Here is a 17208-nt window from a genome sequence, read left to right as displayed (position 1 = left end):
GGGGGTCGTTGTGTTATTGATAAAATAACATAAAAAGGATGAATTACAACGATCAAGACATAGAATTTGCCTATCGTATCTTAAATCACCGAAAGGAGTTACATGAAGAAGAAATTACTGCCTGGTTGAAAAATCCGGAACATCTGAAACTATTGGATGAAATAGCGGCAATCCGACAATCCTTCTCTTCTCAAGACTTCGAAATCATAAAAGAAGAAGTACATTCCCGTCTTTTGCAATCCATACAAAAACAACAAAGTTACCGCCATATGATTCGATGGTCGGTAGCCGCTTCAATCCTCATCGTGATCGGCCTATTGGCTAATCAAGTCATAAATCGTTCGATAGAAAAAGAGTGCGTCACGCTGAAAACTCCGATTGCCGCCATTACACCCGGAGAAGTAAAAGCCCAATTGATCCTGCCCGACGGGAAAGTAACCAAGCTAAAATCGACCAATCAACGAGTAGAGGTTCCTTTTGTACAAGGGATCAAAAATGATTCCCTATTAGGACTTAGCTACAAACAAGTTCATATCAACGATATAAATCTGGCCGAATCGGAGATTTACAGTACGTTAGTCGTACCCACGGGCGGATTCTACCCGCTGGAATTATCGGACGGAACGCGGGTATGGCTGAATTCCGAATCGGAATTACGTTTCCCGGTCAAATTTCTGTCGGACAAACGGCAAGTTACCTTAAAAGGAGAGGCTTATTTCACGGTGAAAAAAGACAGTACCAAACCGTTTATCGTGCACATAGAAAATGCATCTGTCGAAGTATTAGGTACCACGTTCAATATAAACACATACGGCGATGATGAAAACATATATACGACACTCGTAAACGGTTCCGTACGATTCGTCTCTGAAAAAAACAAACAGGAGATCATTCTGAAACCTGGAATGCAAAGCGTAATGAACACACGTACCGGAAATACGGATATAAGACATGTGGATGTACAAGATTATATCTCTTGGAAAGAGGGACGTTTCGTATTTCATTCCATGACGTTGGAGTCCATCATGCAACAACTCCGACGCTGGTACGACATCCAAGTTTTTTATCAAAATCCGGAAATAAAGCAATATGAATTCAAAGGAGTGATCAACAGAGACATGGATTTGGATAAAGTTTTAAATATTATATCAGAAACAACGAATATAGCATTTAACATAAATGGCCGGACAATAACCATATCAAAACGATAAAGAAAGATTACTTATTTATTACTAAAGGAAGAAAAACGAGGATTGCCGTGAACAACCCTCGCTCATCCTCCTAAGAGAATCTTAGTATTAATTTTCAACTACAAAGTTATGAAAAAAAAACGAAGTTGGTGCTTTTTATGCACGCATGAAAAAATCTTTAACTTATTACGAGTAATGAAAATCGTGATTTTTATAATGCTGGTAAGCTTGGCCCACGTATCTGCCGAAGTTAAAAGCCAGAATTCTTTAATTAATCTCAAATTAAAGAATGTTTCTATCGAAAAAGCCGTTATAGAACTGGAGAAACAACTGAAACAAGATTTCTTTTTCAGCAAGCAAGAGATAGATGTAAACAAGAAAATCACGATCAATTTAACACAAGCGACTCTGGAAGAGGCCGTACGAATTGTTTTCGGAAAACAATTCAAGTACAGAATAGTAGATAATGTCATCGTTATCTCCCCGCTAAAAAATATACCGGATGAGATTAAAAAGATGGTCATTAAAGGAAAAGTCTTGGATAAAGACTCTGTTGCCATTCCCGGCGTAACGATTCGTCTTAAAGGTTCGGCCATCGGTGTGGCAACGGACCGGGAAGGTAAATTCTCTTTCTCCATACCGGAAACAAAAGATCCCGTGTTAATTTTCTCTTTTATCGGGATGAAACCCCAGGAGATTAAATACACGAAAGAAGAATTTCTGACTGTTATTCTGGTAGAAGAGACGACCTCTTTAAATGATGTTGTTGTAACCGGATACGCTAACATTAAAAAAGAAAGTTTCACGGGGGCTTCCACTAAAGTCAATAAAGAGGATCTCCTGAAAGTATCCAGCCAGAACGTAATGAAAGCCTTACAGGTTTTCGATCCCTCTTTCAAATTAATTCAAAACAACGCCATGGGTTCCGACCCGAATACGATGCCCGAGTATTATATCCGGGGACGATCCGGCACATCAGAATTGAAAGAGTTGGACAAACTAACTGCCGACGACGTCTCTCAATTCGCTTTAACGAACAACCCGAGTGCTCCCATTTTTATTTTGGACGGATTCGAAGTGGATATGGCTAAAGTATATGATATGGATATCAACCGGATCGAGAGCGTTACCATCCTAAAAGATGCAGCAGCAACCGCTGTTTACGGTTCACGGGCCGCCAACGGTGTTATCGTTATCGAAACTTCGGCTCCGGAACCTGGAGAAATCCGGATCAGCTATGCCGGAACATTAGCCGTCTCGGCTCCGGATCTAAGCAGTTATCACCTGTTAAACGCGGTCGAAGCGCTGGAAGCGGAATATCAGGCCGGTTTATATACCGGAACGAACGCCAATTCCATCGCTGCCGGAATCATCAATTACGACAACCAATACAACAACATCCTCCGCGGCATCGATACGGATTGGATTTCCAAACCTTTGCAAACGGAAGTAAATCATAAACATTTCCTTTATATCGACGGAGGTTCTCAGGAACTTCGCTGGGGCTTGGAATTAAACTATCAACACAACGGAGGTGTAATGAAAAAGTCATTTCGGGATGTATATGGAGCCGCTATTACCGTCGATTACAGATGGAAATCCTTACAGATTAAAAATCAGGCTTCATTAAGTATTATGTCTTCCGAAGATTCTCCTTACGGTTCATTCAGCGATTACGTAAGAATGAAACCCTATCTCTCTCCTTATGATCCGGAGACAGGAAATCCTTATAAAAAATTTGAGATTTACCGTACCTCCGTTCCGCCTAACGGAGCGACACGGATCAACAATCCCTTGTATGAGGCCTCTTTACAAAGTTTCGATAAAACCAAATACAAAGAATTTACCGACAACTTAAGTATCAGCTGGTATATCAACAACTACTGGTTGTTAAAAGGAACGTTCAGCGCTTCTTTCAAATTACAGGATGAAGATGAATACAAGGATCCGGCTTCAGGAGATTTTTATCAAAGTGAAAACGATTTAAAAGGAAAATACACGGACCGGGAAATCCGTACAAGCAAATGGAATGCCAACGGTTTGCTGTCTTACAACCAACAATTAGGAAAACATAATTTGAATTTCTCTTTAGGCCTGGAAGCATCAGAAACCAAACAGGAAGCTACTTATGCTTATTATCAAGGATTTCCGTTCGGGAGTGTTCCTTCCCCCAGCAGTGCCGTTGACGTGAGTTCCAAACCGACCTATAAAGACAGTTATAGCCGTCGTTTCGGCACCTATCTGCAATTCAATTACAGTTTCAATGACATTTATTTGTTCGACGTTTCCGGTCGTCTGGATGGATCTTCCGCCTTCGGTAGTAAAAAGAAAACAGGTACTTTCTGGTCGTTCGGTACCGGAATAAACATTCACAATTATGCGTTCATGAAAAACATCAGTTTCCTGAACCAATTCAAGATCAGAGCGACTTACGGACAAACCGGAAAAGCCAATTTCAACCCTTATCAGGCGAGAACAACGTACGAAGTTCTATACGATGTAGATTATGCCAATATCCGGGGTATGAAATTAAAAGCCCTCGGTAATGAAAACCTTAAATGGGAAAAAGTAAGAACCTGGAATGCCGGTACGGAAATCTCCGTATTGAATAACGCTTTAACCCTGAAAGTGGATTACTATCACGCTAAAACGCTTGATCAGGTCGAAGATGTAAGTATCCCCTCTTCTTCCGGTTTCACCTCTTACAAAAGTAATGTAGGCGAAATCTTAAACGAAGGGGTCGATATCGATATCAATATAAGGGCATTTGAAAACAGAGACTGGAGTATCTATCTTTTCGGCAATGCCAACCATAACAAAAATACCATTACCAAAATCGGAAAGGCTTTGGAAAACTACAACAAACGAATCGATGAACACTTCAGTAGTTACGGTTCTACAAGCACGAGTTCGAATGTTGCCACCCCCTTTATGAAATACGAGGTAGGAAACTCCCTATCCGCCATCTACGGTATGAAATCTTTGGGCATCGACCCGGCCCGGGGGGATGAATTATACGTGAAACGGGACGGGACTACCACACACGTGTGGAAATCCGAAGAACAACAAAATTTGGGTGATTCCGATCCTAAAATATCGGGATCTTTCGGTCTTAACGTTCGCTGGAAAAACTTTACTCTCTACACTACCTTCATGTATCGCTGGGGAGGACAGGCTTACAATCAAACCTTACAAGCCATCGAAAATGTTGATTTGAAATCATATAGCGGAGACCGACGTATTTTAACCGATCGCTGGAAAGAGATCGGAGACGTAACCCCGTTAAAGGATATCAAAGACCAAACTTACGTTACCCGTCCTACCTCCCGGTTCGTCCAGGATGACAACACGTTAACATTTAACTCACTGACAGTAGGTTACGATTTCAACAAGGCATTAGTAAATCGTTGGGGACTCAGTACGTTAAGATTACAGTTCAACATGGAAGATATCGCAACCATCTCCTCCATCAAGCAGGAAAGAGGTACGAGCTATCCTTTCGCACGTTCGTTTAATTTCAGTATGAATGTCAGTTTCTAATATTTAACCACATCGATTATGAAAAAAATAAAAATCATAGCACTATTTCTCACGCTATCGACCTGCATCCTGGTCAGTTCATGTGATAAATGGTTAGATGTCCTTTCGAACGAGGAGATTCTCGAAGAAGATGCTTTTGCCACAACGAAAGGATTCCGGACTGCTTTAATCGGAGCTTATCAGATTGCGGCCTCCGATCCTTTATGGGGACAGGAATTAACCTGGGGAATGATGAGTGTTTTAAGCAGAAATTATACCGCAAGCTCTCTTCCTACCAAATACAAATACGCGATGGACAATACAAACTTTGAAAGTTCTTATACCAAAGATGCCATTGCCAGTATTTGGGAAACCGGTTATAACGTTATCGCGAACTGCAACAACATCATCAAAAAAGTCGAAACGACGGACAAACCTTTCGAATACACGTGGGAGAAAGGTATGGTATTGGCAGAAGCCAAAGCCTTGCGCGCATTGATGCACTTCGAACTTTTACGTTTATTCGCTCCGGCACCTATTTTAGGAAACAAGGATAAAGCCATTCCTTACGTGACGAATTATCCTAACATATCCCCCGAATACAAATCGACCTCTGAGATTATCAAAAATATAATCGAAGATTTGAAATACGCCCGGGATATCCTGAAACCCATCGACGTGGATATACTTTGGGGTGAAAGTATCATGTCATATTTCAGCACGATGTTGTTTTACGGCATTCAAAACTTACAGGACGACGGTCAACGATCCAACGGAAACGCAGCCGGATTTTTCGCTTACCGGGGATACCGGTTAAATTACTGGGGCGTCACCGGTTTATTGGCACGGGTATACTCCTACAACAGGGAAAATGACAAAGCCATACCCTATGTAAATGAAATCATAGAGGAGTGGATCGATTCAGGTGTCGGATTCGAATTTGCCTGGGATCAAAAACCCAATAACAATCCTAATTTAATCGACGGCAAAAGATGTCCGGAGGGATTGATATGTCTGTGGAATACAAAAGTTGCGGAAAATTACAGCAAGGCCGCGGGAACAAGCTATTTCAAAATGACAAAACTAAACGATCTGTTCGGGGCGGACGATATTAAAGAAGATTACCGCTACACGGCTTTCTATAACACGTCGACTTCCCGCTATCGCGTATGGGATCCTTCCAACTCTTCCCATTCAACGGATAGTTACATCGAAAAGGTCCGGGTTATCTTGCCGGTATTGGAAATTCCTGAAATCTATTACATCAAAGCAGAATATTTAGCCGAACAGGGAAAAATCGGGGAGGCCATCAATACGCTGAAAGTGGTAAAAGACAATCGCAATATCACCACCCCCATTCCCAGCACGGTAAACGATTACAACTCTTTCATGGAAATTCTGATCAACGATTTGAGCCGGGATTTCCTGACGCGGGGACAAACCTGGTTCTATTTGAAAAAATTAAACTGGAAAAAGATGTATAACGGAACAAACGTTCCGTGGGAAGCTCCCGACTCCTGGTTCGTGTTACCTCTTCCGGACAGTGAAACATCTTATTATTAATACTATAAAGTAAATCATATGAAACATATATATTTATTGGTAATAAGCATCGTAGGTCTATTGACCAGTTGCGAACGGGAAGATATTCCCACATACAACGATTTGACCTCCAATAGATACCTCTATCTATACAAGGCCGAAACGGATTCTACCGAAACCTCTTTCTTCTTTTATCCCGGAGAGACAACGATCGAGTTCCCGATCAGCGTAAGATGTACCGGCAGGGGAGATCAAGACCAGACTTATAAAATTTCCGTGGTGGATGAATATACCACGGCCCCGGCAGAAACCTACGAAATCCCGGAAAATCCGATTATGAGAGCCGGAAGAGCTATCGATACCTGTTACATCAAATTAAAATACAATCCTGTTTTAGACACGAAAAAAGTCCGTTTAGTGGTCGAAATAAAGGATTCTGAAAATTTCTTAGCCGGAAGGACAGAATACAGAGTGGCTATCATCTGGTTCCATAACATCATCGCAAAACCCAAATGGTGGAATTCCAACGTGGTAAATTATTATTTGGGTAAATATTCCGATGAAAAATACCAATTATTCTTGGACAAGATAAAAGTAGACCTGACAAATGCAACGGACAGTGAACTCCGGAATTATTCGCTTTTATTCAAAAAATACCTGACAGATGAAAAAGCGGCAGGAAGAACCGTGTATGAAAAAGACGGTTCTGAAATGGAAGTAGCGGTTCTCGGGAATTTGATCTAACACTAAAAAACGATGTATATGAAAAAAATAATATATTATTTAGGCGCGTTTTTAGTCTTATGGGGACTATTTACAGGATGCTATGACGATAAATCGAAAACAGCCCGGATTCCGATGCCCAAAATCACGATCCTGGGAGACGAGGCTCTATCCGGAGACCGTAGTAACAGAATTGCTTACGTCGGAGAAGAGTGCGAGTTGGATTGTAAAGTAAACTGGGGGACGGAAGACTCGACCCAATACGATTTTAAATGGACTTATAACGGAGAAGAGATCTCGCAAGAAAGAGTATGTCGTTATACATTCAACGAATCGGGAAGTACCTATGTCACCTTCCAGGTAATACAAAAATCTACCGGTCTTAGCTGGGGGGCTTCCCTTTCCGTAACGGTCAGCGCCAAATATCTTTTAGGATGGTTGATTCTCTCCGACAAAGAAGGACGCTCCGCTTTGGACTTCATCCATATTGACACGTATGAACTCTACCCCGATATTTACAAAACCTTGCATCCCGATAAACCTCTCGGCTCCCAACCGTTCCGACTGGAACAACATTTCACTTCGGCTTACGACGAAATATTAGTCATGCAGAGAGGAGAACCCGGATTAGTGGAATTGGACGGAAGAAATTTCAGTCAGGTAATTCAAACGAAAGATGAGTTTATCGGTGAAAAATATCCGTACGAAGGTTTTGATCCCGTACAGGTATGTTACGCCAACGGAACGATCAGCGGTGTCGAATTGTTATTGACGGCCAAAGGAGAAGTGTATGCCCGAATGAACAAAACCGTAACGAGCCAATTCCAAACGGCCCAATACCCCACGATTCCTCTTGAATACCCCGGTGGAATGGAGATCACCACGTTTACCTTCCCCAAACCGACCTATTATCAACTTATGTTCGATAATAAAAACAAAAGATGGTTAGCCATATACAAATCTTCCAGCAACGACAAAATGTTACCCTTGTTGGTCAAAAACTACGACGAAGAAGAGTTCCCGGATTATTTCGATTTCTGTAACGGGATGGATCAAAAAATGGAATTAGTATATGCCCAAACCTGCGACGAATGGGGAGGCGACTGTTACCTGATAAACATTTTAAAAGATACGGAAACCGGGAAATATTATTTCCAAAAGTGTTATCTGACTTGGGATTCCTCAACAAATACCATAAAGGTGTCACAACCCGTCCAAAAAGAATTTGCTGCAGGTTACAATCTCACCGAAGATTCGCAATTTTGGATGTTACGGGGACAAAATACCTACTTCCAGGATAGTCCTCACGTATTCTTTACGGTAGACAAAAAAGTCTATTTCTACCGGGAACAAAATGATAAGTATTATTTATACAAAGACTGCAATTTAGGAGAAAATCCTCCGACCGGAAAAATTGTTTCCATTCACACGAATGCCGTTGTTTCAGAAATGGGAATCGCTTTCAGCGACGGTCATTTCTATATCTGTAACTTGGATCCGGAAGAGGTTGTCAATGCTATCGCCCGGGGTAATATAGATCCCTCCACACCTGCTGTAAACGCAGAATTGGAGATTAAACACTATTCCGGATTGGGAAATATCGTTCACTCTATTTTCAAATACGGTAGATTTTCCAACTGGTCGTCAGCAGAAGATCGATACAGATAAAAATAGACCAAAATCATTCATGAGGTCGTGATTAAACGACCTCATGAACACCTAAATTACTTGTTATAAAATTGTATATCATATATTTCGTGTATGATTAGGGATGTGTTATGTAATCAAATAAAACTATGGAAGAAACAATTGTAAAAGTGGAAAATCTATCCCACCGTTATAGCGTTCAGTGGGCCATTCGGGATATCAATTTCGAAATTTCCCGTAACGGCATATACGGTCTTTTGGGATCCAACGGGGCGGGTAAATCGACCACGATGAATATCATGTGCGGGGTACTGAAACCCACGCAAGGAAGTGTTTACATCAAGGGGATCGACTTGAGAAAGTCGCCGGTGGAAGCCAAAAGACATATCGGTTTCCTACCGCAAAAACCTCCCCTGCACATGGACCTGACGGTAGAGGAGTACCTGGTGCATTGTGCCAATCTACGATGGCTCAGGGGTAAAGAGGTGGAGCGTGCCGTGAAAGAGGTGATGGGCAAATGCGGGATTACCCACTTCAAAAAGAGGCTGATCCGGAATCTATCGGGTGGATACCAGCAACGCGTGGGAATAGCCCAGGCGATCGTGCACGACCCCGATTTCGTGGTGTTAGACGAGCCTACCAACGGGTTGGACCCCAACCAGATCGTGGAGATACGACACCTGATCAAGGAGATCGCCGAGGAACGTACCGTGGTCCTATCCACTCATATCCTACCGGAAGTACAGGCTACCTGCGATTATATCCGCATGATCGAGCAAGGAAACCTGGTATTCGCCGGGACGGTCGATGAATTCGATAATTATATCATTCCGAACACTTTACTGATCAACATGGCGGCGGCTCCACCTGTCGACGAGCTACGCTCCATACAGGGCGTGTTAGCCGTGGAAGAATTGGGCGGAACGAAATTCCGGGTACAATTCGGGGACGCCCAAGACGTTTGCGAGCGTATCGTGGAGACCAGCGTGGCAAGGGGATGGAGACTCACGGAGATCAATATTGAGAAGAGCTCGCTCGATGCCGTCTTTGCAGAATTATCCAAGAAATAATAACCCTTAAAATTGATGTTATGAGAATGATATATAAAATAGCCCGAACCGAATTGCAAACTCTTTTCTATTCACCCGTGGCCTGGTTGATTATCGTGATTTTCACCTTCCAGGCCGCCATGGCGTTCTCTGACGTTTTCAGCAATTTCGTCAGGAACCAGGAATTAGGATATACCCTACGGGATGTTACCATGAGAACCTACGCCGGGATGTGGGGACTTTTCACTAACGTGCAACAATACCTATACTTCTACATACCCCTGTTAACCATGGGACTCATGAGCCGGGAGTTAGGGAGCGGGTCCATTAAACTACTGTACTCATCTCCCGTTACCAACACTCAGATCATACTGGGGAAATTTTTATCCATGATGATTTACGGGATCGTGCTCGTGTTCATCCTTTTCGTTTTTGTCGTCTACGGGGCTGCCGCTATAAAATCGTTTGATTTCGTGGCCACCTTATCAGGTTTGCTCGGGCTCTATCTTTTGATCTGCGCCTACGCGGCCATCGGGCTGTTCATGTCAAGCCTCACCTCTTACCAGGTCGTGGCCGCCATGGGAACGCTGGCAGTGCTGGCCGTGTTGAATTTCATCGGGGGCACGTGGCAGGATATCGCTTTCGTGAGGGATATCACCTACTGGCTATCCATACGGGGACGCGCCTCCGAGTTTATTAACGGACTGATTTGTAGCGACGACGTGTTATACTTCATCATCGTGATCGCTCTTTTCCTGGCTCTTTCCATCATCCGGTTGCAGGGTGTCAGGCAAAAGAGTGCGTGGACTGTTTCGTGCGGGAAATACATCGGGGTGGTTTTTATCGCCATGTTCCTCGGGTACCTCAGTTCGAGACCGAAATTGATGGGTTTTTACGATGCCACGCGTACCAAGGCCAGGACATTGACCACCAACAGCCAGGAGATCGTGAAAAAAATGGAAGGCGGGTTGACCATCACGACCTATACCAATATCCTCGATAATTACTACACCATCGCTTTACCACGCAGTATCAACAGGGACCTCGAACGGTTCAAACAATACACCCGGTTCAAACCGGAGATCAAGATGAAATACGTCTATTACTACGACAAGGCTGAAAACCCGCAACTGGATAAGCGATACCCGGGGCTTTCCGACAGGGAACGCATGGTGAAAATATGCAATTCATGGAATTTAGACACCAACATGTTCATCACGCCGGAAGACGTCAGGAAAATGGAAGATCTATCGCCCGAGAAAAACAGGTTCGTGAGGGTGTTGGAGAGAGAAAACGGCCAGAAAACGTTCTTGCGCGTCTTCGATGACATGTACGTGCATCCATTCGAGTCCGAGATATCCGCCGCCTTCAAGCGACTGGTGATGGAACTACCGAAAGTCGGTTTCGTGAAGGGACACGGCGAGAGGGACTGCATCAAGGAGGGGGACCGCGATTACAACCGGTTCGCACAGGACAGGCCTTTCCGTTACTCGTTGATCAACAACGGGTTCGATTTCCTCGAGGTGACGCTGGACAGGGAGATTCCGGAAAACATCGATATCCTGGTTATTGCCGACATGCGGGAACCCCTCTCCCCGGAAGAGAACCGGCGCTTGAACGCTTATATCGAGCGGGGCGGCAACCTGATGATCGCCGGGGAGCCCAGGCGGCAAGAGGTCATGAATCCTCTCGTGGAACAGTTCGGCGTACGATTCATGCCCGGACGCCTGGTTCGACCGACTGAAAATTTCCAGGCCGATTTCATCATCGCCACGCCCACGAGAGAGGCTGGGGAGTTCTCCTATCATTTCGACAACATGATCAAGAGGGAATACGTGGTCACGATGCCGGGTTGCACGGCATTAGAATACACGCGGGACAAGGGATTCAACGTCACTCCTCTTTTCACGGGCGACACCGTCAACTGCTGGAACGAGGTGGAAACGACCGATTTCGTGGATGACACGGTGAGATTGAACCCCGAAGCCGGAGAGATCGAAAAAATTTATACCACGGCTTTAGCCTTAACCCGGAAGGTGGGAGAGAAAGAACAGAAAATCATTATCCTGGGAGATGCCGATTGCCTGAGTAACGGGGAGATCAGCATCAGCAGAAAAGGCGTGAGAGCTTCCAACTACTCGCTTATTACCGGCTCCTTCTTCTGGATGTCCGACGAGGAAGTGCCCATCGACGTGCGCCGCCCCAATCCGCCCGACAACGCCGTGCGCGTGGGTGAAACGGGAATGTATATTTCAAAACTCGGTCTCATGGGACTCTTCCCGATCTTGTTAGCGATCGCGGCTATCATCATCTGGATCCGGAGACGGGGAAGATAAAAACATTCTTTCAAGTACCAAGAAAGGGGTATTCATATCCCTTTCCACGTACTTACAAAAACATTTGAAACCAATTACCTAAACATAAAACAAACAACCCGCCGTAGTGTGCTGCCGGAGAAAACAATGCTATTTCTCCGGCACTTTTAATTAATCCTCCGGAATAGAAATTAAAATCTTCCCATACCCATCTTTCTATACTGGAAGAACAATAAAACCACTTCGTCATGCATCTCCTCCCGCAAAAATTTCAAAGCCCGGGACAGATGGGTTTTTACCGTGTTCAAACTGATTCCGAACTCTTCGGCCACATCTTTATACCCCTTCCCTTCTATAAAACACTTTTTCAATATTTCCTGCTGTTTTTGAGGTAATAGAAGCAGCTTTTCATGTAAACGAAACAATCTCTTCTCACGTTGCTCCAATTCATCATTCGTACTCTCTATGAAAGCCGTCATCTCCCGTTCATTCGAGGCAACAACGCGCAAGTGCTTCAAGTAATTCAAGGCATAATTCCGGGATAACGTAAATAAATAAGATTTCATCGAATAGGAAAAGTCTAATCGCTTTCTATTATTCCAGAGTACCAGAAAAACATCATGAACAATATCTTTAGCTACTTCCTCATCTTTTACATAGCTATTAACAAAGCCCATCAAATCTACAAAATGAAGATGAAATAATTTTTCGAACATTTTACTATCAAAAACAGACCTTACCATGCTTTTGCTTATTTTAGTCACCACCCATACACTTGTCAAAAATAACTTTTTTTATCATCAATACAAATATTTTCTTACTATTAACCCCTCATTTTTAAGTTAAAAAACAGCCGTATTTCAATATAATCCAATATACAAACAGTATAATAATCTGTGAATTACAACATATAACCTATAAAACTATTATTCACAAAATAACAACTTATTTATAAAAACAAATGTAATTCCAAAATTCAATCTCCCCGAACAATAACGTAAATGTACCCCCGATAATAAAAACGTGGATTTTCCGTCATACGGAGAATCCACGTTTATTCAACCATCCGTTTTCAGTTTGCCTATCTATTAAAAACATTATTTTCTTCAACAACTACCTTTCGGACGAAAAGGCGAAAATTATACCGATCAATGCCTTAACAACAAAAGGACGATAGCATCCAACTCTTCACGTAATTGTTTCAAAGCTCTTGAATAATGAGTCTTTACCGTATTCATCGAAACAGATAATTTTTGAGCGACCTCTTTATAAGACATATCTTCCAAAACAATAGAGACGAACACCTCTCGACACTTTTCCGGTAATCGGTCAACCTCTTTTTGCAGTCTATGCTGACGTAAACGAATCTCCTCCTCCGATAAATTTTCTAAACGTTCGGGAAGTGAATTCAAATGATTCTCGATCTCTTCAAAAATAAAACGTCCCGAACGGTTCCAAGAACTTCAGTGCAGCCTTTTTTACGGACCCGAACAAATATCCTCGAACGGACCCGACGAAACGAGTGCCTTTTTTATTTTCCCAAAAGGAGATAAAAACATCCTGAACAAGGTCTTCAGCATCCTGAAACGAATCAATATAGCGCAAAACATAAACGGATAAAGCCTGATAATAATTATCAAACATCATCTTTACACACAAGGGATCGCCCTGTTTGAGACTCTTTATTATATCCGTTTCTGCATACACGATTTACGCTCAAAAAGTATACAAAAATATAAAAAAGTCCAAACAAACAATCAATTTTAGAATATACTACTTTTTTTGTTTTTTCGCCTTATAGGTCACTTTGGTTTCCATGGACTGCATGATGGTAGCCTTCACTTCAGAATCGAGCTGACCGTCAATCACTTTCCCCGAGGCTTTCACCTCCATGGGCATTCCGTTATAGGTATAGGAGAAAGAGATATAAAGATTATAAATCGTTTTCCCTTGCTTTATTTCCGATTTCACGGAAACACCTTGAGAACGGTAATTGAATTTTTGACCGTTAGGCAGTACGAAATTCGTCACCTTCACGATAACGCTATCCTTATGAATTCGTATCAGTTCCAGTTTCAATTCCATCTCTTGTTGCATGATCTCCACGAAGGCCGTTCCCTCGTATACTCCTGCAACCGAAGCCGCATTGTCCTTTTTTTCCTTATCACCCGCGAACAGGAAATTTTCAACCCCAAAAATACTTATTACAATTAAAAGGAATACGCGTACGAATTTCATTATTCAAGCTGTTTTAATTCTTAAAAAGGTTTTCTTATTTTAGCCGTTCGAAAATACAAAAAATAAAATCAAAAACAATGAAGCGGATACGACTCTTTACCGGGATTCTTTTCTTACTGTTGTTAATGGCACACCTGATGACTTCCTGCACGGGATGCAGCCGGAAAAAAGCAAACGATGTCACCTCCTTGCCGGGAGTGTACAAAGGAGAAGCTACCATCGAATTACCGGAACATATTAAAAGTATGATCAAACCGGCTCCCGACGGGAAAAAATTAATACCGGACGAACCGGTTCCCTGCAAATTAGAAATAACCCGGAACGCGGAAGAGGAAATTTTCATTCAATTAATTGATTTCAAAATGCCCGTAGAAGGAATCAAAATAGAACCGGCAAAATGCCAAATAACACAAACGGCAGACACGTTCTATTTGGCTGGAAACGGAAACGTCGTTTACGGCAAACAAACCATCGGTTATTCTCCTAACGGAACGATCAAGGAAGACGAAATGGACTTGAAGATAACGGTAAGTATCATTCCTATGATATTGGAAGTTCAAATCCTTTTTAAAGGAAAAAAATAATCTACCGGAAAAGCGGAAAAAATCTTATTTTTGTACCCGCAATTTGAAGTATAAATTAAACTGACTTTTATAAATGAAAAAAATAACTTTTATGGCTGCAATTATTCTCGTTATGGCCTCTTGCGGTAAAAGCGATCAAAATCCCTTATTAACGGCTTTCGATACCCCGCACCAGACCCCTCCGTTCGATAAAATAAAGGCGGAACACTACGAACCGGCTTTTGATATAGCTATTGAAGACGCAAAAAAAGAGGTCGCTCGGATTGCCGCTTCCAAAGAGACTCCTACATTCGAAAACACCATTGTTGCCCTCGACAATACCGGAGAGCGTTTGGAATATATTTCCAGTATTTTCTTTAACCTGAATTCTGCCATGACCGACAGCCTGATGCAGGATATAGCCCAAAAAGTCTCTCCTAAATTAACAGCATACGGTCACGAAATATACATGAATCAGGAACTCTTTAACCGGGTAAAACAGGTTTACGAGCAAAAAGAAAAACAGAATCTGAATCCGGAACAGCATGCATTACTGGAGAAGACCTGGAAAGCCTTTATCAAAGGCGGAGCCAATCTGGAAGGAGCCGACAAAGAACGGTTCAAAGAGGTTTCCATCGAACTCTCCAAGTTGAGCCTGACCTTCGATAAAAACGAACTGGCCGAAACCAATGCCTTCGAATTACACGTGACAACAGAAGAGGATCTGTCAGGACTACCGGAAGGAGTAAAAGAGATGGCCGCAATAACAGCCAAACAAAAAGGAAAGGAAGGTTGGATATTCACGCTCCACTACCCGAGTTTCGCCCCCTTTATGAAATATGCCGATAACCGGAAATTAAGAGAACAAATGTATAGGGCGAACTCTTCCAGGGGATACCATGACAACGAATACAACAATGAAGAAATTATAAAAAAAATTACCGCTCTGAGATTGGAACTGGCCCAAATCATGGGATATAAGAATTACGCTGAATACGCCCTTACCGATCGCATGGCCAATACTCCGGAGATCGTGAATAATTTCATCGAAGAATTACATAAAGCATCCCATCCGGCCTCTTTGAGAGACAAAAAAGAGGTGGAAGAGTATGCCCGCAAAGCCGGCCTGAAAGGAGAACTACAACGTTGGGATTGGGCCTATTATTCCAATAAACTCATGCAAGAAAAATATGCCCTCGATGATGAAATGTTAAAACCTTATTTCAAACTGGAAAACGTACAATCCGGCATATTCGATTTAGCCAACCAATTATATGGAATTACCTTCAGAGAGGTGCATAATATCCCGTTGTATCACAAAGAGGTGAAAACATTTGAAGTTTATGATACAGACAGTACCTATTTAGGTGTACTTTATTTGGATTTCTTTCCGAGAGAAAGTAAAGGCGGCGGAGCCTGGATGACCGAATTCAGAGGACAAAAAATAAAAGACGGCAAGGATTCCCGCCCGTTGATTTCCATGGTAATGAATTTTACCAAACCGACAGAGACGAAACCTTCACTCCTGTCTTTTAATGAAGTAACCACATTCTTACATGAATTCGGACACGCGATGCACGGCATGTTATCCAAATGTACTTACGGATCTACTTCAGGAACGAATGTTTACCGTGATTTCGTGGAATTACCCTCTCAAATCATGGAAAACTGGGCATTGGAAAAAGAGTGGCTGGATACCTGGGCCGTACATTACCAAACGGGGGAAAGATTACCTCAAGAATACATCGACAAAATCAAAAAATCAGCTAATTTTCAAAGCGGATATGCCAGCGACCGGCAATTAAGTTTCGCCATGGTAGATATGGCATGGCATACCATTACCCAACCGGTGACGGAACCTTTGATCGAGTTCGAGAATAGGGCTATGGGTAGAACGGAGATCATGCCGGCAGTAAAAGGAAGTGCCTTTTCAACAGCCTTCGGGCATATCTTCGCAGGAGGATATGCTGCCGGATATTACGGTTACAAATGGGCGGAAGTCCTGGATGCCGATGCCTTTTCCGTTTTCAAGAAGAATGGAATTTTCGATAAGAAAACGGCAACTTCTTTCCGTAAAAATATTTTGGAAAAAGGGGGGTCGGAAAATCCCATGATTCTTTATAAACGCTTCCGCGGGCAAGAACCTACGGTCGACGCTCTCCTTGAACGTAGCGGATTGAAATAACATTTGGAAATAATATGCTGAAAATAGCGATATCTTAATTACAGATCCGTAAAATAATACTGCAATCACATAAAAAATAATTAACATCTTTGATTGAATATCCGATGTTAATTATTTTTTGTGAAATCGCTCCAACGTAGAATAATTCCCCAATACCGTGGAAAAATACCTCAAGATTTCGACCGGACATTAAACAATTTCCATCTGGGGTACGTAAAACATATCACTGATAACCAA

Annotated in this window: 13 protein-coding genes; 9 read left to right on the top strand and 4 right to left on the bottom strand. The window is 42.6% G+C overall.

The window, feature by feature from the left end; translation table 11 throughout:
* Nucleotides 1–38: 38 nt before the first annotated feature.
* From PGR74_RS07100 to PGR74_RS07070, 7 genes are all read left to right on the top strand, one after another.
* Nucleotides 39–1211: a FecR family protein gene (locus tag PGR74_RS07100; RefSeq protein WP_041504411.1), complete on the top strand. Its 1173-nt coding sequence runs from the start codon at nt 39–41 to the stop codon at nt 1209–1211.
* Nucleotides 1212–1319: 108 nt separating this feature from the next.
* Nucleotides 1320–4730: a SusC/RagA family TonB-linked outer membrane protein gene (locus PGR74_RS07095; protein ID WP_236684980.1), complete on the top strand. Its 3411-nt coding sequence runs from the start codon at nt 1320–1322 to the stop codon at nt 4728–4730.
* Nucleotides 4731–4748: 18 nt separating this feature from the next.
* Entirely contained in the window at nt 4749–6272 is a 1524-nt protein-coding gene (locus PGR74_RS07090) for a RagB/SusD family nutrient uptake outer membrane protein (RefSeq protein ID WP_041504410.1), read from the top strand.
* Between the two features lie 18 nt (nt 6273–6290).
* Entirely contained in the window at nt 6291–6995 is a 705-nt protein-coding gene (locus tag PGR74_RS07085) for a DUF4843 domain-containing protein (protein ID WP_041504409.1), read from the top strand.
* Nucleotides 6996–7013: 18 nt separating this feature from the next.
* Nucleotides 7014–8642, top strand: a complete 1629-nt coding sequence (locus PGR74_RS07080) for a PKD-like family lipoprotein (RefSeq protein ID WP_041504408.1) — start codon at nt 7014–7016, stop codon at nt 8640–8642.
* Between the two features lie 128 nt (nt 8643–8770).
* Nucleotides 8771–9691, top strand: a complete 921-nt coding sequence (locus PGR74_RS07075) for an ABC transporter ATP-binding protein (protein WP_041504407.1) — start codon at nt 8771–8773, stop codon at nt 9689–9691.
* 20 nt (nt 9692–9711) lie between these two features.
* Complete coding sequence (locus PGR74_RS07070) at nt 9712–12006, top strand: Gldg family protein (RefSeq protein WP_041504406.1); 2295 nt, start codon at nt 9712–9714, stop codon at nt 12004–12006.
* 170 nt (nt 12007–12176) lie between these two features.
* Here the strand turns inward: PGR74_RS07070 and PGR74_RS07065 are convergent, their stop codons facing one another.
* The 4 genes from PGR74_RS07065 to PGR74_RS07050 all read right to left on the bottom strand — a co-directional run bounded on the left by PGR74_RS07065 (nt 12177) and on the right by PGR74_RS07050 (nt 14223).
* Nucleotides 12177–12728 carry an RNA polymerase sigma-70 factor gene (locus PGR74_RS07065; protein ID WP_041504405.1) on the bottom strand — a complete coding sequence of 184 codons (552 nt, stop codon included), beginning with the start codon at nt 12726–12728 and terminating at the stop codon, nt 12177–12179.
* 405 nt (nt 12729–13133) lie between these two features.
* Nucleotides 13134–13397, bottom strand: coding sequence for a sigma-70 family RNA polymerase sigma factor (locus tag PGR74_RS07060; RefSeq protein WP_052649390.1), 264 nt, complete (start codon nt 13395–13397; stop codon nt 13134–13136).
* A gap of 16 nt (nt 13398–13413) precedes the next feature.
* Nucleotides 13414–13692: an RNA polymerase sigma factor gene (locus PGR74_RS07055; RefSeq protein ID WP_052649389.1), complete on the bottom strand. Its 279-nt coding sequence runs from the start codon at nt 13690–13692 to the stop codon at nt 13414–13416.
* A gap of 66 nt (nt 13693–13758) precedes the next feature.
* Nucleotides 13759–14223 (bottom strand): hypothetical protein, encoded by a 465-nt coding sequence (locus tag PGR74_RS07050; RefSeq protein WP_041505148.1) that lies wholly within the window; start codon nt 14221–14223, stop codon nt 13759–13761.
* A 77-nt stretch (nt 14224–14300) separates the two neighbouring features.
* Between PGR74_RS07050 and PGR74_RS07045 the strand changes: the two genes are divergently transcribed.
* Together PGR74_RS07045 and PGR74_RS07040 are read left to right on the top strand one after the other, a co-directional pair.
* Complete coding sequence (locus tag PGR74_RS07045; RefSeq protein ID WP_041505147.1) at nt 14301–14807, top strand: hypothetical protein; 507 nt, start codon at nt 14301–14303, stop codon at nt 14805–14807.
* 91 nt (nt 14808–14898) lie between these two features.
* Nucleotides 14899–16971, top strand: coding sequence for a M3 family metallopeptidase (locus PGR74_RS07040; RefSeq protein ID WP_082027529.1), 2073 nt, complete (start codon nt 14899–14901; stop codon nt 16969–16971).
* Nucleotides 16972–17208 lie beyond the last annotated feature (237 nt).

It is taken from the genome of Sanguibacteroides sp. AM78-02pH3A (assembly GCF_027666085.1).
GTDB classification, from domain to species: domain Bacteria; phylum Bacteroidota; class Bacteroidia; order Bacteroidales; family Marinifilaceae; genus Gabonibacter; species Gabonibacter massiliensis.
Note: the sequence above shows the minus strand (reverse complement) of the source record. Positions and strands in the feature narration are given on the sequence as shown.

What these genes read in the sequence shown, in the direction of transcription:
- PGR74_RS07080 (WP_041504408.1), top strand. Translation starts at nt 7,014, where the DNA reads ATGAAAAAAATAATATATTATTTAGGCGCGTTTTTAGTCTTATGGGGA.
- PGR74_RS07095 (WP_236684980.1), top strand. Translation starts at nt 1,320, where the DNA reads ATGAAAAAAAAACGAAGTTGGTGCTTTTTATGCACGCATGAAAAAATC.
- PGR74_RS07045 (WP_041505147.1), top strand. Translation starts at nt 14,301, where the DNA reads ATGAAGCGGATACGACTCTTTACCGGGATTCTTTTCTTACTGTTGTTA.
- PGR74_RS07065 (WP_041504405.1), bottom strand. Translation starts at nt 12,728, where the DNA reads ATGGTAAGGTCTGTTTTTGATAGTAAAATGTTCGAAAAATTATTTCAT.
- PGR74_RS07075 (WP_041504407.1), top strand. Translation starts at nt 8,771, where the DNA reads ATGGAAGAAACAATTGTAAAAGTGGAAAATCTATCCCACCGTTATAGC.
- PGR74_RS07090 (WP_041504410.1), top strand. Translation starts at nt 4,749, where the DNA reads ATGAAAAAAATAAAAATCATAGCACTATTTCTCACGCTATCGACCTGC.
- PGR74_RS07040 (WP_082027529.1), top strand. Translation starts at nt 14,899, where the DNA reads ATGGCTGCAATTATTCTCGTTATGGCCTCTTGCGGTAAAAGCGATCAA.
- PGR74_RS07085 (WP_041504409.1), top strand. Translation starts at nt 6,291, where the DNA reads ATGAAACATATATATTTATTGGTAATAAGCATCGTAGGTCTATTGACC.
- PGR74_RS07050 (WP_041505148.1), bottom strand. Translation starts at nt 14,223, where the DNA reads ATGAAATTCGTACGCGTATTCCTTTTAATTGTAATAAGTATTTTTGGG.
- PGR74_RS07070 (WP_041504406.1), top strand. Translation starts at nt 9,712, where the DNA reads ATGAGAATGATATATAAAATAGCCCGAACCGAATTGCAAACTCTTTTC.
- PGR74_RS07100 (WP_041504411.1), top strand. Translation starts at nt 39, where the DNA reads ATGAATTACAACGATCAAGACATAGAATTTGCCTATCGTATCTTAAAT.